General features: G+C 54.1%; 16 protein-coding genes, 1 tRNA gene and 1 pseudogene. 9 read left to right on the top strand and 9 right to left on the bottom strand.

The window, feature by feature from the left end:
* The 5 genes from CR46_RS0113500 to CR46_RS0113480 form a co-directional block, all read right to left on the bottom strand.
* Entirely contained in the window at nt 1–1401 is a 1401-nt protein-coding gene (locus tag CR46_RS0113500) for a sigma-54-dependent transcriptional regulator (RefSeq protein ID WP_030073756.1), read from the bottom strand.
* An 11-nt stretch (nt 1402–1412) separates the two neighbouring features.
* Nucleotides 1413–2858 carry a sensor histidine kinase gene (locus tag CR46_RS0113495; RefSeq protein ID WP_030073755.1) on the bottom strand — a complete coding sequence of 482 codons (1446 nt, stop codon included), beginning with the start codon at nt 2856–2858 and terminating at the stop codon, nt 1413–1415.
* Between the two features lie 98 nt (nt 2859–2956).
* Nucleotides 2957–4141, bottom strand: a complete 1185-nt coding sequence (locus CR46_RS0113490) for a PQQ-dependent sugar dehydrogenase (RefSeq protein ID WP_030073753.1) — start codon at nt 4139–4141, stop codon at nt 2957–2959.
* A gap of 117 nt (nt 4142–4258) precedes the next feature.
* On the bottom strand, nt 4259–5134 hold the full coding sequence (locus CR46_RS0113485; RefSeq protein WP_030073751.1) for an AEC family transporter: 876 nt from the start codon (nt 5132–5134) through the stop codon (nt 4259–4261).
* A gap of 69 nt (nt 5135–5203) precedes the next feature.
* The gene (locus tag CR46_RS0113480; protein WP_035536736.1) at nt 5204–6127 is read right to left on the bottom strand and encodes a LysR family transcriptional regulator; all 924 of its coding nucleotides are present in this window, start codon (nt 6125–6127) and stop codon (nt 5204–5206) included.
* 190 nt (nt 6128–6317) lie between these two features.
* Between CR46_RS0113480 and CR46_RS0113475 the strand changes: the two genes are divergently transcribed.
* Nucleotides 6318–8276 (top strand): ligand-gated channel protein, encoded by a 1959-nt coding sequence (locus CR46_RS0113475; RefSeq protein WP_030073747.1) that lies wholly within the window; start codon nt 6318–6320, stop codon nt 8274–8276.
* 77 nt (nt 8277–8353) lie between these two features.
* On the opposite strand, the gene CR46_RS0113470 is transcribed toward CR46_RS0113475, so the two are convergent.
* From CR46_RS0113470 to CR46_RS0113460, 3 genes are all read right to left on the bottom strand, one after another.
* Nucleotides 8354–11509 carry an efflux RND transporter permease subunit gene (locus CR46_RS0113470; protein WP_030073741.1) on the bottom strand — a complete coding sequence of 1052 codons (3156 nt, stop codon included), beginning with the start codon at nt 11507–11509 and terminating at the stop codon, nt 8354–8356.
* Complete coding sequence (locus CR46_RS0113465) at nt 11509–12609, bottom strand: efflux RND transporter periplasmic adaptor subunit (RefSeq protein WP_030073739.1); 1101 nt, start codon at nt 12607–12609, stop codon at nt 11509–11511. The genes CR46_RS0113470 and CR46_RS0113465 overlap by 1 nt, the downstream gene beginning before the upstream one ends.
* Before the next feature lie 218 nt (nt 12610–12827).
* Complete coding sequence (locus CR46_RS0113460; RefSeq protein WP_030073737.1) at nt 12828–14960, bottom strand: TonB-dependent receptor domain-containing protein; 2133 nt, start codon at nt 14958–14960, stop codon at nt 12828–12830.
* 284 nt (nt 14961–15244) lie between these two features.
* On the opposite strand from CR46_RS0113460, the gene CR46_RS0113455 reads away from it, so the two are divergent.
* The 6 genes and pseudogenes from CR46_RS0113455 (at nt 15245) to CR46_RS0113435 (ending at nt 21240) form a co-directional block, all read left to right on the top strand.
* Complete coding sequence (locus tag CR46_RS0113455; protein ID WP_030073736.1) at nt 15245–16201, top strand: ABC transporter substrate-binding protein; 957 nt, start codon at nt 15245–15247, stop codon at nt 16199–16201.
* Between the two features lie 68 nt (nt 16202–16269).
* Nucleotides 16270–17238 (top strand): FecCD family ABC transporter permease, encoded by a 969-nt coding sequence (locus tag CR46_RS0113450; protein WP_030073734.1) that lies wholly within the window; start codon nt 16270–16272, stop codon nt 17236–17238.
* Between the two features lie 59 nt (nt 17239–17297).
* Complete coding sequence (locus CR46_RS0113445; RefSeq protein WP_030073731.1) at nt 17298–18449, top strand: FecCD family ABC transporter permease; 1152 nt, start codon at nt 17298–17300, stop codon at nt 18447–18449.
* 52 nt (nt 18450–18501) lie between these two features.
* Nucleotides 18502–18597: pseudogene (locus CR46_RS18690) on the top strand (hypothetical protein); the annotation flags it as partial.
* On the top strand, nt 18569–19330 hold the full coding sequence (locus CR46_RS0113440) for an ABC transporter ATP-binding protein (protein ID WP_232222399.1): 762 nt from the start codon (nt 18569–18571) through the stop codon (nt 19328–19330). The pseudogene CR46_RS18690 and the gene CR46_RS0113440, both read left to right, overlap by 29 nt.
* A gap of 74 nt (nt 19331–19404) precedes the next feature.
* On the top strand, nt 19405–21240 hold the full coding sequence (locus CR46_RS0113435; RefSeq protein ID WP_030073728.1) for an ABC transporter ATP-binding protein: 1836 nt from the start codon (nt 19405–19407) through the stop codon (nt 21238–21240).
* Between the two features lie 22 nt (nt 21241–21262).
* Here CR46_RS0113435 and CR46_RS0113430 read toward each other — a convergent pair whose 3' ends face one another.
* Nucleotides 21263–21838 (bottom strand): hypothetical protein, encoded by a 576-nt coding sequence (locus tag CR46_RS0113430; RefSeq protein ID WP_051690187.1) that lies wholly within the window; start codon nt 21836–21838, stop codon nt 21263–21265.
* Nucleotides 21839–21980: 142 nt separating this feature from the next.
* Here CR46_RS0113430 and CR46_RS0113425 point away from each other — a divergent pair.
* Both CR46_RS0113425 and CR46_RS0113420 read left to right on the top strand, forming a co-directional pair.
* A tRNA-Ile gene (locus CR46_RS0113425) sits at nt 21981–22057 on the top strand.
* Nucleotides 22058–22154: 97 nt separating this feature from the next.
* On the top strand, nt 22155–23216 hold the full coding sequence (locus tag CR46_RS0113420; protein ID WP_030073723.1) for a tyrosine-type recombinase/integrase: 1062 nt from the start codon (nt 22155–22157) through the stop codon (nt 23214–23216).
* Nucleotides 23217–23227: the final 11 nt, after the last annotated feature.

The following is a 23227-nucleotide window of genomic DNA, read 5'->3' as shown; positions in this document are numbered from 1 at the left end:
TTAATCTTCGTTATCTTCCAAACGCCGATAGAGCGTTCGTCGAGCAATACCCAGCACTTCAGCAGTACGCCGCTTATTGCCGCCAGTAGCTTCTAGCACTTTGCGAATATAGCGCTTCTCTACTTCTTCCAAGCTTGGCCAACGCGCTGGTGCAGGCGCTGGCACCTGGGTGCCGGGCAACACCTCGCCACTAAGGGTCGGCGTTATTTCCGAGCCGTTATGTTGGCTGGCCTGCTCGCGTAGCCGTTCTGGCAAATCGTTGTGCTGCAATACACCCTCTTCGCTCAGGGTTACGGAACGCATAATGGCATTTTCTAACTCGCGCACGTTACCAGGATAGGGGTAGTTCAACAGGCTGTTCAGCGCTTCAGGTTCAATTTGTTCAATTTGTTTATTTTGCGCTTCGGCATGTTTGTCAATTAATGCAAAAACGAGATGTTCTATATCGGTGCCCCGTTCGCGCAGCGGAGGAATGCGTAGCGAGAATGTTTCAAGTCGATAGAACAAGTCACTTCGGAAGTTTTCCTGCTCGATCTCTTTTTCAAGATTTCGGTGAGTCGCTGCAATAATACGCACATCAACCGGTTCTTCGCGCTCGCCGCCAACCGGACGCACGGTTTTTTCTTGTAATGCGCGCAGCAATTTAGCCTGAAGATTAACGGGCATTTCGCCAATCTCATCCAAGAAAAGGCTGCCGCCCTTGGCACTATGAAACAGACCTCTGCGCGCTTCGTTGGCCCCAGTGAACGCTCCTTTTACATGGCCAAAAAACTCGCTTTCCATTAGATCAGCAGGAATGCTGGCACAGTTCACGGGCACAAAAGGTGCATCATGGCGTTTGCTCTCTTGATGGATAGCACGGGCCAATAGCTCTTTACCGGTACCGCTTTCGCCCAGAATCAAAATAGGCGCATCGCTTTTAGCCAGCCGAGAAGCATCATGAAACAGGGATTGCATGCTTGGGCTTTTGCCAACAATGCCGTGGAAGTGGCTCAATTCAGTATCGTGGGAAAGCGATAAGCGCTGGCGCTCTAAGACGCGAAAGACCGCTTCGCGAATTGCATCTAGATCTAATGGTTTGGTTAGAAAATCATCGGCGCCCAGTTTTAGCGCCTCGACAGCTTGGTCAATGGTGCCAAACGCAGTGATGACAATAATACCCAGCTCGCTGCCACTTTGGCGAAGCTGCTGAAGTAACTGAATGCCGGTCATTCCAGGAAGACGAACATCCGTAATCATCATTGCAACAGGGGTATGGCTAAGTAGCGCCAAGGCATCTTCTGCGCTGGGCACGCCTAGCGTATCGTAGCCCGCGTCGTTAAGTTCTTCTTCCAATAACTCACGTATAGCGGCGTCATCTTCCACCACCAATAAAGGTAAAAGGTGTTCCTGATGGGTCACAAACGTTTTCCTCAAGCGGATGCGGTTTCACTAAGGGGGAGCGTAATTTCAAATCCAGCGCCGCCAAGGCCGCTATTAAATACGCCAATCGTCCCGCCGTGGTCGTTAATAATGCGATGCACCATGGAGAGCCCTAAGCCACTGCCTTGGCCCACCGGTTTAGTTGTAAAAAAAGGGTCAAATACTTGTTGATGTTGTGATGCTGGAATGCCAGGCCCATCATCTTCTACCCACAGCGTTAACTCTTCCCCGTATTGTTTGGCACTAAGACGTACGTGGCCTACGTTTGGCGCTTGCGCTGCGTTACGCAATAAATTGGTGAGCACTTGCACAATTTGCTGACCATTGACTAATAAATGGGGGGGAGGGGAAGGAAGGTCAATATCTAAACGGATATTTCGTGGCTCCAGCTCCTCTTCCACGAGTTCACTTGCACTCAGAATAAGCTGATCGAGGGCTTGCGTGCCTTTCTCTACGTTATGTTGTCGCCCCAGCTCCATTAACTGGCGGACAATTTGGACAATGCGTTCGACTTCGCCACGAATACGACTAAGGCGTGCGCGTTCGTCGTCGCCAATAACATTCCGACGGGCTAAACGCTGAGCTTGGCCATTGATGACGGTTAACGGTGCGCCAATCTCATGGGCCACACCAGCCGCCAAAACACCCAGTTCGGCCAGCTTTTTAGATTTGCGCAAGCGCTTTTCAAGTTCGATTTCGCGCTGCCGACGAGCATCTATGTCGCGATCTTTATCTGCCATGGCATCCAGCATGCCGTTCAACCCTGATGCTAAGCGGCGATACTCTGTCGGGCCATCGACCGTAGCCCGCTGGCTACGGTCGCCATCTTCTACTAGTAACATCACGTGCAATAGGCGGTTAAGTGGCCGCTCAATATAGTGCCGAAAGCCCCACCAAATGCTAAATACAATACCGGCCGCTCCGATCACAAACACCAACACCGCCACAATGCTGATAAAGCCCGTATAGTTTTCAATGCCGGTATTAAGTCGGTTTACCTGCAGGACGCCTTGCACCGTGCCGTCTTGCGCCCGTAGCGGAATCAATGCTGAGTAGTACGTCCAACCTTCTTGCTGGCGGTAATTGCTGTAGAGGTCATCTTGTTCGATAACCTGCTGAATTTCACTCGGTGTGAACAGATCTTTGCCCAAGCCCAGCCCATAAACTTCACGGCCTTGGGTGTCGAACACATAAGCACCATAGATACGATGAAATGAAAAAGCGGATTGCAGTGCTTCTTCTAACGGCGTGTCGCTATCACGAGCGACGGCATAGCTCAGCGATGTGCTCAGTGCCCGTGTGATAATTTCAACTTCAGTCTGCAGCTTGGAACGCACATTATCTTCCAGCGACTTGATGGCCACCAGGCTAAATACCACTAAAACGACAAAGAGCGGCACGATGACCGTCAAAATAATTAAATTACGAAGTCGCATTATGCATCCGTGTGAATAACAGCCGGTCATCAGTGAACAGCATAAACAGTGTATGTAGGCAGTATAAAGAGTAGCGCTTCAGATAACGTTAGTGTGGGTTAATTAACCACCTTTAAACGATAAAGGCTGCCCTGATCACCATCGGTTAGCAAATAAATGGCGTCGTTAGGGCCCTGGCGCACATCGCGAATGCGGCCAATTTGGCCGTCAAGAATGACCTCTTCATCCACAACACGGCCGTTTTCCAGTTGCAGGCGTAACAAGGTCTCGCTGGCTAAACCACCGGCTAATAGCTGCCCCTGCCAGTCTCCAAACGTGTTGCTGGTGACTTCAGTCAGGCCTGAAGGTGCAAAGCGACCCTCAAAGCGGTAAACCGGGTCCACCATGCCAGGCATTGATTCGACTCCGATCGGCTCATTAGTCCGATAATCATTACCTAAACTAACTTCCGGCCAGCCATAATTGCTGCCCGCTTCGATGTGATTAAGTTCATCACCTGTGCGCGGGCCATGTTCGCTCGCCCAGGGCTCACCATTGCTAAGCACCGTCATGCCTTGAATGTTGCGGTTGCCCATGGAATAAATCTCATCCTGGGTACTATCATCGTCCACAAAAGGATTATCGTCAGGGACGCCGCCTGTATCTGTTAAGCGCAGTGTTGACCCTGCATGATCATCGCTTGCCTGGGCACGGGCCGGGGTAACGCCGCGGTCGCCAATGCTCATTAATAGCGTACCGTCTGCTAGCCATGCCAAACGAGAGCCGTAATGGCGTCCGGGGGAAGAGGCGCGGTCCTGTTCAAAAAGGTGTTCGACCTCACCCAATGAATCACCCTGCCACTTCACCCGTGATAGCGCTGAACGGCTGTTATTGACGTCGGGTTTGCTCCAGGTGAAATAAATCCAGTCGTGTTCTCCCTCCCCAAAAGCCGGGTGAAGAGTAATATCGAGAAGCCCACCTTGTCCCTGGTGGCTGACCGTGGGTAATCCGTCAAGCGCCTGTTGATTTCCGTCTTGATCCACCAGCGTAAGCTGTCCACGGCGTTCGCTGACCAAAAAACGACCGTCAGGCAAAAAAGCGACTGCCCAAGGGCTGCTCAACCCCTTTGCCACGCGTTCAAGCGAAAAAGTTACCTGTTCGGTTTCCATTGCCTCGTACACCATGTCTGCCTGGACATTACTAAGCGTGCCTGTCAGCACTAGCCCACTAATAGCGGTCAGACACCAGCGGTAAGAGAGAATCGTTAACGCTGCCTGGCGGTCTTGTGTTTGTGGTTGGCGCATTAGCGTTACTCCTGCGGTGATAGCGGGTGATGGTCATGTTCAAGTCTAGCAGTGACTGCTTAACCTGGACGGGGTTCCCTCCCTTTATTGACATATCAGAATGTTATAGCCAAATCGCTACATCAAAAAAGCCAGCAAAATTGGTAAATATACCAGGGCAAGCAGCGTAGAGCAGAAAACCAAGCTGGCGACATAGGCGGGTTCGCGCTGAGCACGCTGGGCAAATAAGTAGTTAAATACCGCCACAGGCATACACATTTGTAGTACCAAAATGCTTTGGGCCAACGGTGGAAGACCAATCCAACCAGCAATCAACCATGCCGCTGCAGCGGCAAGAGGAATACGCACTAGGCTGAATCCAAGGCCCGAGCGTAAGCTTTTTACCTGAATACTGGCGAGTGAAACACCCAGTGTGATGAGCATGAGCGGTACTGTAAATCCAGACATCAGATCTACTGTATTGTCTAACCAAGCAGGCAATGAGGTATCGGTTAACAGCAGTGCCATCGAAATTAAAATGGCATACACCGTGGGTGTTTTAAGCAACGTCTTAATCGGATTTCCGTTGCTATTGAGCACCGCCCCTAACGTAAACTGAAACAGCGATACCGTCACCATCACCGTAATGCCATAGGCAAATCCAGCGCTGCCAAACGCATACAGCACAACGGGTAGCCCCATATTGCCGGTGTTGGGATACATCATTGGTGCCAGTAATACACGCCAACTGCGGCGCAATAGTTTGGCCACCACAAAACTCGCCGCGCCCATAGAGAGAATCACCAGGGCCGTTGCAAGCATCATTTGCCCAAAGCTACTGGCATCGATAGTAGCCCCAGACAGTGAGGCAAGCACAAGCGCAGGTGTACCAATGTTAAATACTAAGCGGGTAATAAAATCGACCGGGTAGGGATGCCCTAAGCGGACCCATAAATATCCCAGTCCAGCGCCAGCGAGTACTGGCGCCATCACGGCAAAAAGTTCGGCGAGCATTCCCATTCCTTGACGATTATTAGCGGCTTATTGTCGTTAATTAGGCCGCTAACTGGCAAGGTGAATTGGTTAATTGGCGTTAACTATGGAGTGATGGGTTTGCCAAGCAGCGGGAACCTGTTCACGTAAAAATGTTAGCAGCGCATTAACCCGCCGTGAGTGATGACCGTAAGCATACAACATGGTGATCGGTAGTGGGGCGGGTTCCCAGCCAGGTAAACAACTGACTAAATCGCCAGGATGATGCTGCTCGCGTTTTTCGACCATCCAATGGGGCAGTAGCCCAATGCCTTGACCATAAGCAATGGCATCAATTTGAAGCACCGTTAAATCGACTCGCAGCCGCGAGCGGGGCGCATGAAAGAGAAAGTCATCGTGATGGGTACGGTGTAACAGTAGGCCGCTAGAAGCGCTATCGAGTAAATCAATCCACGCGTGTTCTTCTAGCTCGCTTGGGTGCTGAGGGTAACCAGCGTTGGCAAGATAGCTGGGGTTGGCATAAAGGCCACGGGTCAAGTGCCCCAAGCGCTCCTGATTAAGACCGCATTCATGTGCTGCCCCTAGCCATATGTGCACACTGTTACTGTGCATTTTAGTTGGGGGTGTTTCGCGGGTATGAAGGGTTAATTCTACTTTAGGGTGGCGGGTTAAAAACGCATCCACAACGCCTGCCATCCAACCTCGTGCCAACGCCCCATGTACTTCCAGGGTTACTTTTCCGCTGATTTCCTCGCGCAGTTCTGCCAATGCTTCATGACTGTGGGCTGCCAATGCCAGCAGTTCTGTGCAGTAGTGATGAAACAGCAAGCCTGCCTCAGTAGGAATCAGCCGATTGGCTTGCCGCCTGAGCAGCGGCTGGCCCAATCGTGTTTCTAGCTGGCTAATACGGCGGCTCAGCGTCGATTTAGCAAGCCCTAGTTTTTGTGCGCTGCGCGTTAGGCTACCGGTGGTCATCACATCGGCAAAGGCGGCAAGTTCATCAAAATCGTACATGGTCGGGGCCATTAGGCAACAATCGAAGCGCTATTGTGACATCTAACGATGGTAATGCAAATAATTGGCATTTGTGTTCCGCTTGGTTGAACGTGCTGTGCAACCTATTTGTGCAAAGATTATGCAAAAATAATAATGCTAACGATTCGCATTTGACTGCAAGAGCTCTTTCACATTAAGGAACCCAATTATGTCCACTCGTTTGCGTCGCGCGTTATTGTCCAGCGCCATCTCTTCGTTGGCCTGTAGTGCCCTATGGGCTCAAGAAACGCCTCGGCTAGATGATGTTGTGGTGACCGCTTCAGGTTTTGAACAGCAAATTACCAGTGCGCCTGCGTCTATCAGCGTTATTTCTCGGGAAGAGCTTGAGCGTGGCCACTATCAAAATATCACCGACGCTCTGCGTGACGTGCCGGGTGTGGTTGTTACCGGTGGCGGCGCAGGTGACCGTGGCAATGATATTTCACTTCGTGGTATGCCCTCCCAGTACACCTTGATTTTGGTGGATGGACGTCCGCAAAATTCTCGGGAATCACGCCCGAACGGTAGCGCTGGGTTTGAACAAGACTGGCTTCCGCCGCTACAAGCGATTGAGCGTATTGAAGTGGTGCGTGGGCCAATGTCGACACTTTACGGCTCAGATGCTATCGGTGGGGTAATCAACGTGATCACCCGCAAGGTGGCTGATGAATGGCACGGCAATGTGCAGCTCGACACCGTGCTTCAAGAAAACAGCGCTTCTGGAGACAGCCGCCAAGCAAATTTCTACCTCAGCGGGCCGTTAGTGGGTGAGCGATTAGGCCTACAGCTTTTCGGACGTGCCTCTGAGCGGGATGAAGATGATATTTTGAACGGCTACGAAGAAAAAAGCCTGCAAAGTCTAACCGCGCGGCTGAACTTCGCGGCGAACGATAATCACGACTTCACTGCTGAAGCTGGCATTACCGAACAGGATCGCTACTCACGGGTAGGGCGCTCTGGCGCTGCTGAGGGTTGCAAAGGTGGTTGCACCGACAGTATCGGCGAATACACCAACACTCACGTTGCCGTTACCCACAGTGGCCGCTTTGACTGGGGCACCAGCGAAACCTTTGTGCAGCGTGAGCGTAGCGACAACAAATCCCGCGATATCGAAATTACCAACACTACCGCTAAAGCCAGCGCGGTGATTCCACTAGGCACGCACTTAGTGACTGTTGGAGCGAGCTACGAAGAGGAGTCGCTGAGCGATACCACCACCAACAAGATATCTGACCGGACTGAAATCGACAGTAGCCAGCGGGCGCTGTTTGTAGAAGATGAATGGATGCTGACGGACACTTGGGCATTGACTGGCGGTTTGCGCGTTGATGACGATGATAACTATGGCAGTCACGTTAGTCCGCGTCTTTACAGCGTTTGGAATATAACGCCTGATTGGACGCTTAAAGGCGGCGTTTCAACCGGTTATCGTTCGCCAAACCTGCGTGAAATCACCCCCGATTGGGGGCAGATCAGCCGCGGTGGTAATATTTACGGTAATCCAGACCTTAAACCTGAAACGTCGCTTAACAAAGAGATTGCGTTGCTCTACGCCAACGAGGCAGGTTTAAACGGCAGTTTGACGCTGTTCCACAATGACTTTGAAGATAAAATTACTCGTATTGCTTGTCCTATCGATATCTGTACCGATGGCCGTAATGATTTTGGCAGCGACCCTACTTATCGCGTCAACGTGGATGAGGCGATTACACAAGGGGTAGAAGCCAGTCTGGCAGCGCCGCTGACAGATGCAGTAGCGCTAACGGCCAGCTATACCTTCACTGACTCTGAACAAAAAAGTGGTCAATATGCAGGCGAGCCTTTAACGAAGCTACCGCGTCATCAGGTTTCAGCGACGCTTGATTGGCAGGTTAATTCGCGATTCAGTCAATGGACAAAAGTCAGTTATCGTGGTGAAGAGAGCCAGCCCACTACCGGCCCATCCAGCCGCTCTGTGGTGGCACCTTCCTACACCTTTGTTGATGCAGGAGTGGGTTACAAGCTCAACGATAGCACCACGGTAAACGCCGGTATTTATAATATGTTTGATGAACGTATTACTTATGAAGAGTACGGCTATGTGGACGATGGCCGCCGTGTATGGTTAGGACTCAACGTGGCGTTTTAGTACTTGTTTAGCCTTTTTATTAAACGTTGCGGCCACCTGATCAGGTGGCCGCATGTTTAAGTGGCCCAAGCGTTTATTTAAGGGTGTTGGCTTCGGCCAGGCTGGGTATGTCGTTGGGTAAGCGTCAGTACGCTTATCATTAAAGCAGGCAGGAACGTCACCGTCACGATGGAGGCCCCCAACAAGCCAAATAAGACAATCGCCCCCACGCCACGGTAAAGCTCGGTGCCTTCACCGGGTAAAAATACCAGCGGCGAAAGCCCGCACAGGGTGGTCAGCGTGGTAATCGCAATTGGTCGCAAGCGGGTTTGTACCGCCTGAGACACGGCTTCCTGAACGGATAGCTGCTTATCGTGTAGCCGTCGGCGTGCTTGGTCGACCACCAGGATAGGGTTATTCACCACGGTTCCCATTAAGATCAAAAAGCCCAGCATAGTAATCATATCGAAGGGCTGACTTAGTGGAGCGATGCCAATGAGTGGCAGCAGGCTGCCTACTGCGTTCATGGCTGCCAGACCCATAATGCCACCCACCACGCCCAAAGGAATGGAGGTAAGGATCAGCAGCGGGTACCCCCAGTGAGAGAAAATCGCTACCAGTAGCAAATAGACAATCACAATGGCAATCAAGAAGTTGCCCATTAGCGCGTCTCGCGTGGCATTCAACTGATCACTCGCTCCTGAAATCGAAATATCCACCGCCGAGGGTAGTTCCCCCTCACGGCGTAAACGCTCCAGCATTCTCTCGGCCTGCTCAACCCCTGCTTCTAGGGCAATACTAGGTGGTGGGATGACATTCAGGGTCACCGTGCGGCTACTATCGACCCGGCGAATAACGCTGGTGTCCATGGTTTCATCAATGCTGGCGACGGCAGAGAGCGGCAACGTCGCGCCGCTAGGAGTATGAAGCAGAAGGTTGGGTAGTTGGTCCAGAGGTAGCGACAGCTGGGGGCCATAAAGATAAATATCGATCTTTTCGTCATCGAGAAAGAAATCATCCACATAGGCACCTTCGGTGAGTGCAGCGACTGAAAACCCGACGTCTTCTGCCGCTAAGCCAAGCGCTGACGCCTGCGCCCAATCTGGGCGAATTTGTATTAGCGGCTGATCCAGCGACAGCGATGAGGGTTGGCTCTGAATACGCGGATTGCCAAACTCATTGCGGGCTTCTCGATAGAGGTTATTGGCGGCTTCATAAACAGTCGCCAAATCTGGTCCGGCGATATCCAGGTTGATACTCCGCGTACCGCCATCGTTACTTGAAATAATCGAGCCTTTTGAGGCAAACGCGCGCATTCCTGGAAAGCGTTCGTAGTAGTTGGTAAGTGCGTCCATTAACGCTTCGATGTTACCTGGGTCAGCTGCTTCCGCGACGATAAATAGCCGAGTAGGAGCGACTCGCATATTCATATAAGCCAGCGGTGGCACCTCAGTGTCGCCCGCTAAAAAAGCCGCTGGGTCAGCGTCTACATGGGGTAAAAAGTAATCCTCTACTTGCGCAGCGATTCCCGCCATTTCCTGCAGGCTATAGCCAGGCGGGGGACTCATCACCGCAAAGGTTTTAGGTTCCTCGCCTTCGGGCAAGTACTCGGCGGGTGGCGTGAGGACAACGATAGTCCAACCGCTGATTACTACCGTGATGACCAGGATCGCTCCGCGGCGAAAAGGGGTGGCGATTATTCGCTCAAGCCGTTCCCCAGCCCACGAAGGGCGTGAGGCCGCAGAGCTATCCTCATGCTCGTTGCGCATCGAAAAATTAAAGCGCGAACACAGTGACGGCACTAGGGTAACTGCCACCAGCATTGAGGCAAAAATAGCGGCGGAAACGGCAATGGCCACATCAGAGTACAGTTGCCCAGCTTCTTCTTCGATAAACAGAATCGGCAGGAACACCAAAATGGTGGTGGCTGTCGATGCCAGCGTCGCGGGCCAGACTTCCTGCACGCCACGTAACGCCGATTCGATGCGGTCGAGCCCTAAACGGCGGTAGCGCTCAATATTTTCCAACACCACAATGCTGTTATCGACGCTCATGCCAATGGCAAAGGCAATGCCTGCCATGGAAATCACGTTGATCGTGCGCCCCGTTAGCATCAGCCCTAAAAAAGCAGCAATGGTGCAAAAGGGGATGCCAATAACGCCAATAAAGGTGGCGCGAGCAGAGCGCAAAAACAGGTACATCACCAACGTTGCAAAGGCCGCCCCAAGTAGCAGGTTGCTCCATACATTACTGACCGAGGCTTCCACGTAGCGCACGTCATCGGCAGTCAGCACCATTTCCATTCCCGCCGGACGCAGAATGCTGTCGTTAATGGCCGCTATTTCTTCTTCAATGGCGTATTTGATATCGATGACGTTTGCACCGCTTTCCCGCCGAAGATCCATACCAATGCCTGGCTGGCCGTTATAAAACGATAGCTGGCTTAAGCGAGACTGCCCCTGGCGAACCTCGGCAACGTCGGCAAGCCGCACGATGCTATCGCCTTGGCGAGAGACAACCAACTGCGCCAAGGCCTCCGCGTCATCAAAGCGGCCCAGCGTGCGTATCAGATAGCGGCGTTTACCGGCTTCTAATTCGCCCCCTGAAATATCCCGGTTACGCTGGGTGATGGCATCGCGTAATTCGGTAAGTGAGACCCCGCGCTGAGCCAGCGCTCCAGGGTCGACCAAAATTTGTAGCTGCCGCTGAGCGCCGCCATTTACGCCGACTTCCGACACGCCTTCGACGCCTTCCATGCGAGGCCGAACGCGGTCGTCGATAAAGTCGCTCATCAATTGGATATCTAACGCCTTAGGGTTACCGGGTAGCGTACCCACATGAAAACGCAAAAATGCGTCTGTCGAGAAAGCGGCAGAAACAATGCGTGGCTGGTCCACATTGGTGGGATAGGACGATACTTGGCTAAGCGCGTTATTGACTTGAATCAGTGCGGCAGTCATATCCACGCTAAACGGGAATTCAAGCTCAATTTCAGCGCTGCCACTTTCGGCGATGGCCGTCATGCGGGTAAGGTTCGGCACATTGCGCAAGTACTGCTCTTGCTCAATGAGGATCTCTTTTTCGATATCCTGGGGTGTCGCTCCCGCCCAGCGCGTCTCGACCGTAATGGTGCGGGCTTCAATGTCGGGAATCATCTGAACGGGAATGCGCAGCGTGGCGGCAATGCCTAGCAGCAGGAAAATCAGCGCGATAACCGTGACCAGCGTTTGCTGGCGCAGTAGGGCTGCAAACATTACTCGCTCCCCGCCGCGTCATTCTCAACAGCGATATTCTCTACGCTGACCCCTTCGACCAGCGATTCATTGCCACGAACGACGACCTGCTCATCACCGGAGAGACCCTCGACAACTTCCACACGGTCGGCAAAATTAATGCCTAACTGCACACGCTGTTCAGTAACCTGATACGTGTTGTTTTCGTTAGGCGTGGCGACCCATACGGTGACTCGCCCATCTGGGTAGCGGCTTAACGCATCGCGGGGAACCGTCAGCCCATCGCTACCGGTTGAGGCCCGCAGCACAGCATCCACTGCATTACCTGGATACAGTGCAGCTGCTTCAGGCACATGGGCGCGTAATAGGAACGTGCGGGCGCTGGTGTCACTGATCGGCACCATCGTGGCGATAGTGCTCTCGTAGGTGTGTTGACCCACGCGCAGGCTGATAAACGCTTCGTCTTGAAGGGCGGCATAAAAGATTTCGGGTACTTGGAAGTCAGCGCGCAGTTCATCAAGATTAACGAGGCGCGCAACGCTATCCCCTGGCGTGACCCACTCGCCAAGATTAACGCTGCGAGCGCTGACGACACCATTAAAAGGGGCGTTGATTTCATGGCGAGCCAGTAGGGCGCTTAAACGCGCTTGTTCTGCTGTTAAACGCGAGCGTGCGGCGCGGGCCACATTAACGGCGCTGCGCCGAGCGCTAGCTTCAGTCGCCGCGATGTTGCGCCCCACACCCACCGATTCTGCTTCCTGTAGTAATCGTTCGGCCTCTGCCAGAGTGGCCTGGGCCTCCTGTTCTGCGGCGACCGCTGCTGCTAGGTCAAAACGAGCCAAGTCGTCATCCAACGCGATTAACGTGTCTCCCTTAGCAACATGGTCGCCAGGATTAACCGCTACCTGAATAATAAGCCCTGCCACGGATGCTGAGAGCAGGGCATCTTCCAGGGAGTTCACTGTGCCAACCAGCTTTGTTTCGGTATAAATTGGCTCGCGGTTTACAGGGGCTAGTTCGACCCTGGGGGCTGATTGCGCGAAGGAAGCGCTAGAGAGTATTAGGCCGCCGAGCAACAGTAGCACCAAGGCGAGATAGCGGACGAGCGGGTACGCGGTCATAACAGACAGTTTCCTAATAAACATCGAATTCGCTGTTAAGCGGGCGTGGAAGTTGGTTAATAGTACCTAAGCTTTACGCTTACGAGAGATTAACTTAATGAATTGCCAGCATAGAGGTTGGCTACCGCCCAACTTTACGGCGTAAAAAAGCCCTGGCACATGGCCAGGGCAGCAAGGTTTCATTGAAACAGTAAACAGAAACTTCTAGCTAGCAGCGTTTAGAACTCGTAGCGTGCAGATAGCCACAATCGACGTCCTTCTTCACTATTGGCATACACATTGCCAAAGCTAGTGCCGTCACCGTAAGCGCGATAATCAACAAAATCTTTATCGAACACGTTATAAATGGTGGCACTGACGTTAAATTGTTCGGTAAATGCGTAGCTGCCGCCTAAGTGGAACAGTGAATAGGCTTTGAAGTCGCCTAGGTCGTCGAACGAGGGCGCTCCCCTAACGCTTTCACGGTTACGGTAACGCTCGCTGCGATACTCAGCGGAAAGCCACGTGTCCAGCTGAGGCGTGGCTTGCCAGCGCAGCGTAGCATTGAATGCATGCTCTGGCGTGTCGGTCAGTGGCTCGCCACGATTGTTACCGCTTTTCTGTTCACTATCGGTGTAGGTGTAGTTGGCCGATAAACGCCAATCTGGTGTGAACTGATAGCTAGTAGCAAGCTCGACACCTTGGGTGACGGCCTCATCAATATTGATGTCTTGGCTATAAACACCGTCAGGCACGAGCGGATCGTTCTCAACAACAATGTCGTTGCCGCTGGCTATTTTGTCGTCAAACTCGTTATAGAACAGTGTGGCGCTAGCGGTGAAGCCTGTCTGGCTGTCGTAATGAGCACTAATTTCGCTGCTGGTACTGGTTTCTGGCTCTAGGTCTGGGTTACCAATCGTCAGTATGGTGCCCTGACCCGTGACGCCATTAATACCCGCATGCAACGCATTCAGCGTGGGCGTTTTGTAACCTCGGCTGACGCCACCTTTTAGTGTCCAGTTTGGAGTGGTATTCCACACCAAATAGCTACGTGGGCTGAACTGGCTGCCAAAAGCGTCGTGGTGATCGTAGCGGCCGCCAAGCGTTAGCGCCAAATCGTCACGTATCAACCACTCATCTTCTGCGAAGAGCGACCAGGTGGTTTGCTCAAAGGTTTCATTTGCCAAACCATCGTCGAGTTCGGCGTCCCACCATTGCAAGCCCACCGTGGTCATGTGGTCGCCTAGTGGCATGACATACTTGCTGTCTAACACAGTATTGGTGGTTTCTAGTTCGCGAGGCGCGCCGCCCACGATGCCCGGGAAGCCGTCATAGGCAACGCCATTTTCACCAGGAATAGTGCGGCCTTTGGTTTCTGTGAGGTTGCGCATTAAGCTAGTTTCAAGCGTACCTGATGCAAAGCGGCCTGTGTGGCCAATAGCAACTTGCTGACGCTCAAAACGCAGCTCGTCAGCGTAGCCATTCGCGACACCAGGTGCCGGCTCACAGCTACGGGAGCGGCCATCCAATGTGCCGAGCTGGCATTCGTCATTGTTATAGCGCTGTCGGTTAACTTCGCCATCTACCCAAAGATCATGGTCTGAATTGGGCGTCCAAGTTAGCTTACCACCCAGGTTATAGACATCGCCTTCTACCGGGCTGGGGCCACGCTGGCTAACCTCAATGGGATTGCCGTTGCCGTCAGTGTAAGTAAGTTCTGATGCGTCCCGCTCATATAAACGACCGCGTACCTGAATGCCAAGCGTGTCTTGAATAAGCGGTCCGCTGGTATAAAGATTGATTTCGCGGCGGTCACCGAAATCACGATCTTCATTAAATGTATTTTCAATACCTACAGAACCAACCCACTCGCGGTCTACTCGGCGAGTAATAATGTTGATTACTCCGCCCATGGCGTCAGAGCCATATAGCGTCGACATTGGGCCACGAATCACTTCGATACGTTCAATGCTAGAAACAGGTGGGAAGAAGCTGGTAGACGTTTCGCCAAACCCATTAGGTGTGACGCTGCCAGCTGCGTTCTGCCGACGGCCGTCAATAAGAATCAACGTATAGTCGCTAGGCATCCCGCGAATGCTGATATTGCTGCCACCGGTTTTGCCGACTGCTCCACCAACATCAACACCTTCTACATCACGTAACGCATCAGCCACGCTGGTAATGCGCTTGCGCTCCAGTTCCTCACGAGAAACAACGGAAATACTGGCAGGAGCATCAACCAGTGCCTGCTCAAAACCGCTGGCAGAAACAACAATATTGTCCAGTTGTTCTGCTTCTTGGGCTAAGGCCGCGGTGGCGGAGACGCTAAGAGCGACGGCGCTGGCTAAGGCGGTGCGAGTAAAGCGTGGCATGGTGATCCCCTGAGATGAAACTTATTTGCTAATGAAAATGGTTATCAAGCGAGGTGATGATTCTAAAAAGAAAAGTTCCCATATGCGAGTTTGTTTCATCGAACGCTGTGTTGCTAACTATCGAACACGCGTTTAGGGGCATAAGCAGCATAGTGATAGACGTTGTTAGAAAACGAATTCAACGCGAGTTGCAGCATCTGGAACGTGCGATTCGTTGGAATAGTAATGCAAGTGCTTTTGAGAATCGTTATTATCATGGCTATAAATTCTCAGGAGCGTCACTTATGGATTACTCGTCACTACGCAAGGGATTGATGGGGATTGTAGTAAGCGGACTGTTGTTAGGTGGATCGTTAGTGAGTGGAACATTGGCAAGCGTTGCTCACGCACGCACGCTGGATACTGCTTACGGAGACGTTGAGGTTAGCGATGCACCACAGCGTGTTGTTACTTTATATGAAGGCGCGCTGGATGCCGCCCTGGCGGCAGGCGTTACCCCCGTTGGCGCAGTCACCACCCGCGGTGGCGATAATGTTGCTGAGTACGTGGAAGCTCACTTCAGTGGCGAGCGTCCTGAGATTGTCGGCGTGGTACGTGAAATCAATATTGAAGCCGTACTGGCTCAGCAGCCCGATTTAATTCTGGCGGCTGCTCAGCTACCGGAAGAGCAGTACCAACTGCTATCTCGCATCGCACCTACCGTGGTGCCGCACACCCAGCCGTTAGCGCCCGATAGTTGGGAAGCGGAAGCGCGGCTTTATGGCCAGGCACTCAATCGTGAAGCGGAAATCGAAGATGCCATTTCAGCCGTTGATCACCGTATTAGCGAATTAGCCGTCGCGATTGATGATGCTAACGCAGGTGGTACTGCAGTGCTGGCGCGCTGGATGCCCAATGGCCCGATGGTGATGTCCAAAGCGCTGATCGCCACTGGGCTATTAGCGAAAGTGGGGTTAGAGGTCCAGGATGCCGGTCTGGTCGATGAAGGGCACCCCCATAGCGATATACTCAGTCTTGAAAATCTTTCCCAAGTGGACGGCGATTGGCTGTTCTTAGCGACGCTTAACGCCGATGGCCAAGCGGCCTTAGATGCCGCCAAGCAAAGCGCAGCCTTCACCCGTTTGGACGTAGTTAAACAAGACCAGGTCGTACCGGTGAATGGCCAGCTGTGGAGCAGTGCTAATGGCCCTTTAGCCGCTCAAGCTATTTTGGATGATATTGAGAACGCATTGTTGCCGTGAAAGATGCCGTGACATCACTACCTAGCGCAGTGAGCAGCGCCAGTCGGCGCTATGCTCCCCGTACATGGATGCTTATTCTGCTCACCGCCCTTGTGGCGGTGAGCGTCGTTAGTTTGCTGATTGGAGCGGGTGAGGTGGGGCCGCAGCGAGTGCTGGGGTTGCTGCTTAGCGCAAGCGACAGCGAAGCGCAGTTTATTGTTTGGGAGCTGCGCACTCCGCGCACCTTGATTGGCATTGTTGTTGGTATTGCGTTGGGCGTTGCCGGTGCGCTGCTACAAGCCATTTCCCGCAACCCACTCGCCGAACCTGGTTTGCTAGGGGTAAGCGCCGGGGCAGCCTTTGCGGTAGCACTGGCACTGGTGCTAGGGGCTAGCGCTGCCACGCTGCGTATTTCGGTTGCCCAGTTAGGGGCGTTGGTGGGCTGTATTTGTGTTCTCAGCGTGGCGCGTTTTCGCGGTGTGGGGAATGACCCCGTGCGCTTGGTGCTAGCAGGGGCGGCGTTTTCTGGGCTGTTAGGTTCGCTCACCTCATTAATGCTGCTGTATGACCAGCGCGCTGCCGATGAGATTCGTTTTTGGGTGGTAGGCAGCCTGGCGGGAAGACGGTTGGATGATCTTGTGGCGGTGCTGCCGAGTTTACTGGTTGCTGCCATCGCGGTGGTTATTATGGCGCGGCCACTGGCGGCGCTGGCGCTCGGTGAACGAGCGGCGAGTGGCTTGGGGCATCACCCCACACTGATCCGCTGGGTAGCCGTAGGCTGCGTGGCCTTGCTGGTGGGCGCAGCGACTGCCATTGCCGGGCCGATTGCCTTTGTAGGGCTGGTGGTGCCATTTGTAGCGCGCGCGTTTGCAGGGCCCGATATTCGCCGCACGTTGTGGTTTTGCCTGCCAATAGGCCCCCTGGTTGTACTCACGGCTGATATTATCTCGCGTGTTGTCGTCGCTCCTTCCGAGCTGCCATTGGGTGTGCTCACCGCGCTATGTGGCGCGCCGGTATTGATAGCGGTGGTGCGTGCTAAACGGTTACCCATGCTATGACGCTTTTTTTAACACCCTGCCGATCAGGCATCGTGGTGTCATTTTGGTGATGTGTTGATATGAAAATAATGGCGAATCATTCGTCTTTAACGGGCGTTGCCACCCGCCGAAGCCATGCTGTTACAAACCATGCTGTTCCAAACCATGCCGCGGAACATGCCGATAGCGTACTAGCGCCAGAGGGCTACTGGCATATCGCGCTGCCCCGTTGGGGCTATAGTTTTTTGCTCGAAAAGCGCGCGCTATCCGTCAATATGGGTTTGTTGCTTGCGCTGCTGGCAGCGTGCTTGCTTTATCTAAGCTTAGGTAGCGTGCCGCTGGCGCCAAGCGAGGTTATTCCTGCCGTGTTAGGTAAGGGCGATATGATGACGGCCTTTATGGTTCAGGAGCTGCGTTTGCCTCGTTTAATCGCTGCTTGCTTTACCGGAGCGGCGTTCGCACTTTCAGGCATTTTGTTGCAAACCTTGGCACGCAATCGCCTAGCCACGCCCGGTATTATCGGAATTGATAATGGTGCGACGGCGTTTGCAGTGGCTTCTATTGTGGGCATGGGCGTGTCGATTGCACCGCCAGCGATGGCCTTGGCTGGGGCGACGACCGCCGCCGTGCTTACCTTTGGCCTCGCGGCAGGCAGTGGCACGCAGGGGTATCGATTTATTGTCGCGGGCATTGGCGTGGGGGCAATGTTTGGTGCTGTCACTCAATTAATGCTGGCACGGGTAGCGATTGACACCGCCAATGCCGCCTACCCATGGACGGTAGGATCACTCAATGCCCGGCCAGGCGGTGCTGTGCAATTGTTGGGTATTGGCTTGGCATTGGGGATTATTGCCGCCTTGGCGTTGGCGCGTTCACTGACGCTACTGCGCTTTAACGACGCCACTGCCAGCGGTCTCGGAGTTCGTGTCAAAGCCCGCAGGCTACAGATCCTGATGCTATCTGTCGTGCTTACCGCTTTTGCTGTTGCCGTAGCGGGGCCGGTGGGCATGGTCGCGCTGATTGGCCCTGAAATTGCCCGCTCGCTTTCCAGCGCCCGCCAGGTGCCCATACTAGCCGCCACGCTGGCGGGAGCACTGGTGATGGTGCTGGCCGACCTTGCTGGGCGCACTCTCTTGGCACCGATTGAAATTCCCGTGGGCATTGTCACGGCGGTGGTAGGCGGGCCCTGGCTGCTATGGATATTAATGCGCCCACAACGGAGCCGCCCATGAACAACTCGTCTCTTTCGCCAGAACTTATTTCAGCAGAACATATTTCACCAGAACTTATTTCCCCCGAGCATGTTTCACCAGAGCATGTTTCACCAATGCTTGCCACCAATGCGCTGTGCATGAGCTATGGCCAGCGCCGAGTGATTGAAGACCTGGGCGTTAGCCTGCCCAGCGGGCAGGTTACTGCCATTGTTGGCCCTAACGGCTGCGGTAAATCAACGCTACTTTCTGGCCTTGCTCGTTTGCACAAACCAGACAGCGGTGCGGTACTGCTGGATAGTCAGGATATTCAACGCCTGCCTGCGCGTCAGTTAGCCACCCAGTTAGCACTGTTGCCCCAGGAGGCGGTGGCTCCAGAAGGGCTAACCGTCACTGAATTGATTCGCTTTGGCCGCCAGCCCCACCAAGGCTGGCTGCGTCAATGGTCGGCGGAAGACCAGCGCGTGGTGCAATACGCGCTCGATGCTGCTGGTTTGGAAGACCTCGCCGACCGGCCGTTAGAAGCGCTTTCCGGAGGGCAACGCCAGCGCGCCTGGATCGCGATGACTATTGCCCAGCAAACGCCGCTACTGCTATTAGATGAGCCGACCTCTGCGCTAGACTTAGGCCACCAGATTGAAGTGTTTGAGTTAGTGCGCCACTTAGCTTGCCATGGCCGCACGGTCGTAATGGTATTGCATGACCTCGCCAGTGCCTGCCGTTATTCAGACAACCTGATTGCCATGCGCGATGGCCAGATTATTGCTCAGGGGGCGCCCGCTGAGGTGGTGACGCCTGAGTTGGTACGCGAGCTTTACCAGGTAGATTGCACGCTGCTGCTTGACCCGGATACCGGCAGCCCCTTGCTGGCTAACGTGCGTCGCGTGGCTCAGTCGGCATAAGTGCCACTCAGTAACTTCAGCCCATAGTTCTCGTTCTCTCTCTATTCTCTCAATAACTTCTAAAAGGAACCGATGTGGCTTCTTCACCACCTCACGCTCAAGCGACGTCTTCAAACCAAAGCTTTCAAGCGCTCGTGCGGCTGCTGCGCTATGCCAGAGGTTATCGGCGGCGGATTGCTGCGGCCACCGCCTGCTCCATTATTAATAAGCTATTTGATATCGCTCCGGAAATTCTGATCGGTGTGGCGATTGATGTGGTGGTAAATCAGGAAAACAGCTTTGTAGCGCGGCTGGGGTTTGAAACGCCCCATCAACAAATCACCATTCTGGCGGTGCTGACGTTCTTTATCTGGGCGGGGGAGTCGCTGTTCGAGTACCTATTCCAAATTCTCTGGCGCAACCTTGCCCAGCGGCTACAGGCGGATATGCGCCAGGACACCTACGAGCATGCCCAGCGATTGGACATGGCATTTTTTGAATCAAAAAGCTCCGGTCAGCTCGTTGCCACCATGAACGACGACGTGAACCAGCTGGAGCGTTTCCTGGACGGCGGTGCCAATGCGCTGATTCAAGTGGGCGTGACCGTAGTAGCGGTGGGTGCGGTGTTCTTTGTGCTGTCGCCGCTTATCGCTTTATTGGCGTTTACCCCAATCCCACTGATCATTTGGGGTGCCTTCTTCTTCCAACGTAAAGCTGGGCCGCTGTACAGCGATGTGCGTGAAAAAGTTGGTGACCTTGCCAGCCGCCTTTCTAATAATCTAAGCGGCATTGCCACTATCAAAAGCTTTACCAGTGAAACACGGGAAGCCGAGCGCCTCCGTGATGCCAGCGAAGCCTATTTAGAAGCCAACCGCCGGGCGATAAAGGTCAGCTCCGCGTTTATACCTGTGATCCGTATGGCGATTTTGGCGGGCTTTCTCGCCACCTTTACCGTCGGCGGCATGATGGCGCTGAACGGCAGCCTGAATGTAGGTGCTTATGGCGTCCTGGTTTTCCTTACCCAGCGTTTGCTGTGGCCGCTCACTGGACTTGCCCAAGTGATTGACCTGTTCGAGCGCGCAATGGCCAGCACCAAGCGTATTCTTGACCTATTGGAAGTGCCAATTACGGTGAAAGATGAGAGTACAACGCCTCTTACTGCGCCCGTGAAAGGCGAAGTGCGCTTCGAAGCCGTGAGCTTCCACTATGCCGCGAGCCAGGTGGGGGTGAGTGGCGTAGATCTCCACGTGCCCGCAGGCAACACCCTAGCGTTGGTAGGCGCTACCGGTTCCGGCAAATCGACCCTGATCAAATTGCTGCTGCGCTTTTACGACCCTGCCAGCGGTCGCGTACTGGTCGATGGTCAGCCGATCACGGAGGTCAGCATGCACTCGCTGCGCCAAGCGATAGGGTTGGTGAGCCAGGACGTATACCTGTTTGAAGGCAGCATTCGCGATAACATTGCTTACGGCAAACCCGATGCCTCGGAGGCCGAGATTATTGACGCCGCCAAAACCGCCGAAGCCTGGAGCTTTATTGAAACGCTGCCCCAAGGGTTGGAAACCCCGGTTGGCGAGCGAGGGGTATTACTCTCTGGCGGACAGCGTCAGCGGCTTTCGCTGGCCAGGGCGCTGCTTAAAGATCCGCCGATTCTAGTGCTGGATGAAGCCACTAGCGCGGTGGATAACGAAACTGAAGCTGCTATTCAGCGTTCGCTAAAACGCATCGCCCATGGCCGCACGGTGATTATGATTGCCCACCGGCTTTCGACCATTGTGCATGCCGATGAAATCGTGGTGATTGAGAAAGGCCAAGTGGCTGAACGCGGCAACCACGCAAGTCTGCTGGCGGCTGATGGCCACTATGCTGCCCAGTGGCGAGTACAAACCGGCGCTGCCCTGGCAGGAGATGTGGAGACACTCAGCCACTGAAAGGAGAGGGATTGACAGCGTACTAGCGGTTCACCAGCAGCGCATTCAAGGTGACCGGTACATGCTCGTCAATCTCCTGATAGCCCAGCAACGACAGCACGGTTCGCACCGTGCTGTTAGCCATCAGCGCGCGGCCATCCATCGCCATCGGTTCAGCATGGGTAACACGCACCTCGTTCAGCCCTTCACGGGTAAAGCGCAGCGGTACCGCTTCTTCCTGGTTGATCAAATCGGTTTGCACCCGAAAGCTAAGCGTTTCCACCATGGATTCACCAATGTCTAAGCCATCCAACCGCTCGGGTGGCATTTGCGCAACCAGCGTGACCAGCGTGGTATTGGCCAGTAACCCCACCCACGGCGGCAAATCACCAAAGCGAGTCAGCAAATCCGTTTGGCTCAAACGCAACGGCAGGCGCAGGGTGCCATCGGCAGAAATATCGCCCTGCAAATTATTCACCTGATGGTGATGGGTTTGTGGGGCGTCGCCATCTAATTGGGTAATAGACGCTTGTACCCGCGACTGACCAGGATCTAGCTGCCAATCCGCATGTACCGGCACCGCCAACAATAGCGGGATAAGAGCAATCAAAGCTTTCACAGCGCGTCTCCGCAGTAGGAACTCACTACCAGACCCCATACTTTTCAATAAGTGCCCCTAAAAAATTGCTGCTATTGCCACAAGATAGCGCTACAGGGGGTAGCCTCGCCCGAACACATTCGCTATTATATGCACGCTTTGCGGGCCTATAGCTCAGTTGGTTAGAGCAGGGGACTCATAATCCCTTGGTCGTAGGTTCAAGTCCTACTGGGCCCACCATTCAGATCAACTACTTAAGAATTTTCTGTGGTGAGTCCCATAGTCCAAGGGTACAGTTTCGGTACAGTGCCGATCCTTCAGCCCCCTGGAGACCTTCATGGCCACCATCGTCAAGACCCCCGCCGGCAGTTGGAAAGCCGTCATCCGCAAGACCGGCTGGCCCACCACCGCCAAGACCTTCCGCACCAAGCGTGACGCCCAGGACTGGGCACGCCGCACCGAAGACGAAATGGTGCGTGGCGTCTATATCCAGCGCAGCGCCTCGGAGCGCATGACGCTCGAAGCCGCCCTCAAGCGCTACCTGGCCGATGTCACCCCCACCAAGAAACCCAGCACCCAGACGAGCGAGCGCAACAAGGCCAGAACGCTGATCGAGCACTTGGGCAAGTACTCACTCGCGGCCCTGACGCCGGAGCTGATTGCCAACTTCCGTGACACCCGCCTGAACAGCATTGGCCATCGTGGCCAGCCTATCAGCGCCAATACCGTGCGCCTGGAGCTCGCCTTGCTCGGCCATCTCTACACCGTGGCCATCCAGGAATGGGGTCTGGGCCTGACCTACAACCCCGTCCAGAACATCCGCAAGCCGAGCCCGGGAGAAGGACGCGACCGCCGCCTGAGTCCCGATGAGGAAAAACGCCTGTTCGCCGTCCTGAGGCAGCACAGCAACCCCATGCTGGCCTGGATCGCCAGAATCGCTCTGGAGACGGGCATGCGCTCGTCGGAGATCCTGACCCTCACCCGCTCCCAGGTCGACGTGAAACGCCGCGTGGTGCGCCTTACCGACACCAAGAACAACGAAGCCCGCCTGGTACCGCTGACCCAGGCCGCCACCGAAGTGTTCAAGCAGGCGCTGAACAACCCGGTGCGCCCGCCCGACTGTGACCTGGTGTTCTTCGGTGAGCCTGGTAGGGACGGAAAGCGCGGTCCCTACGCCTACACCAAGCTATGGAACCAGGCGAAGAAGAAGGCCGGACTCGATGACTTCCGCTTCCACGACTTAAGACATGAGGCGGTCAGCCGATTAGTAGAAGCAGGGCTTTCTGACCAGGAGGTTGCAGCAATCAGTGGTCACAAGTCCATGCAGATGTTGAGGCGGTATACGCATCTGAGGGCGGAAGATCTTGTCGATAAGCTAGATCGTATAAAAAGGTTTTGACTATGATTCTT

The sequence above is a fragment of the Vreelandella neptunia genome (assembly GCF_000712975.1).
Taxonomy (GTDB): domain Bacteria; phylum Pseudomonadota; class Gammaproteobacteria; order Pseudomonadales; family Halomonadaceae; genus Vreelandella; species Vreelandella qaidamensis.
This window is presented reverse-complemented; position numbering and strand designations above follow the sequence as displayed.

Bases quoted from the DNA above. Each gene is read 5' to 3' on its own strand.
- CR46_RS0113495 (WP_030073755.1), bottom strand. From the start codon at position 2,858: ATGCGACTTCGTAATTTAATTATTTTGACGGTCATCGTGCCGCTCTTT.
- CR46_RS0113490 (WP_030073753.1), bottom strand. From the start codon at position 4,141: ATGCGCCAACCACAAACACAAGACCGCCAGGCAGCGTTAACGATTCTC.
- CR46_RS0113485 (WP_030073751.1), bottom strand. From the start codon at position 5,134: ATGCTCGCCGAACTTTTTGCCGTGATGGCGCCAGTACTCGCTGGCGCT.
- CR46_RS0113480 (WP_035536736.1), bottom strand. From the start codon at position 6,127: ATGTACGATTTTGATGAACTTGCCGCCTTTGCCGATGTGATGACCACC.
- CR46_RS0113475 (WP_030073747.1), top strand. From the start codon at position 6,318: ATGTCCACTCGTTTGCGTCGCGCGTTATTGTCCAGCGCCATCTCTTCG.
- CR46_RS0113470 (WP_030073741.1), bottom strand. From the start codon at position 11,509: ATGTTTGCAGCCCTACTGCGCCAGCAAACGCTGGTCACGGTTATCGCG.
- CR46_RS0113465 (WP_030073739.1), bottom strand. From the start codon at position 12,609: ATGACCGCGTACCCGCTCGTCCGCTATCTCGCCTTGGTGCTACTGTTG.
- CR46_RS0113460 (WP_030073737.1), bottom strand. From the start codon at position 14,960: ATGCCACGCTTTACTCGCACCGCCTTAGCCAGCGCCGTCGCTCTTAGC.
- CR46_RS0113455 (WP_030073736.1), top strand. From the start codon at position 15,245: ATGGATTACTCGTCACTACGCAAGGGATTGATGGGGATTGTAGTAAGC.
- CR46_RS0113450 (WP_030073734.1), top strand. From the start codon at position 16,270: ATGCTTATTCTGCTCACCGCCCTTGTGGCGGTGAGCGTCGTTAGTTTG.
- CR46_RS0113445 (WP_030073731.1), top strand. From the start codon at position 17,298: ATGAAAATAATGGCGAATCATTCGTCTTTAACGGGCGTTGCCACCCGC.
- CR46_RS0113440 (WP_232222399.1), top strand. From the start codon at position 18,569: ATGAGCTATGGCCAGCGCCGAGTGATTGAAGACCTGGGCGTTAGCCTG.
- CR46_RS0113420 (WP_030073723.1), top strand. From the start codon at position 22,155: ATGGCCACCATCGTCAAGACCCCCGCCGGCAGTTGGAAAGCCGTCATC.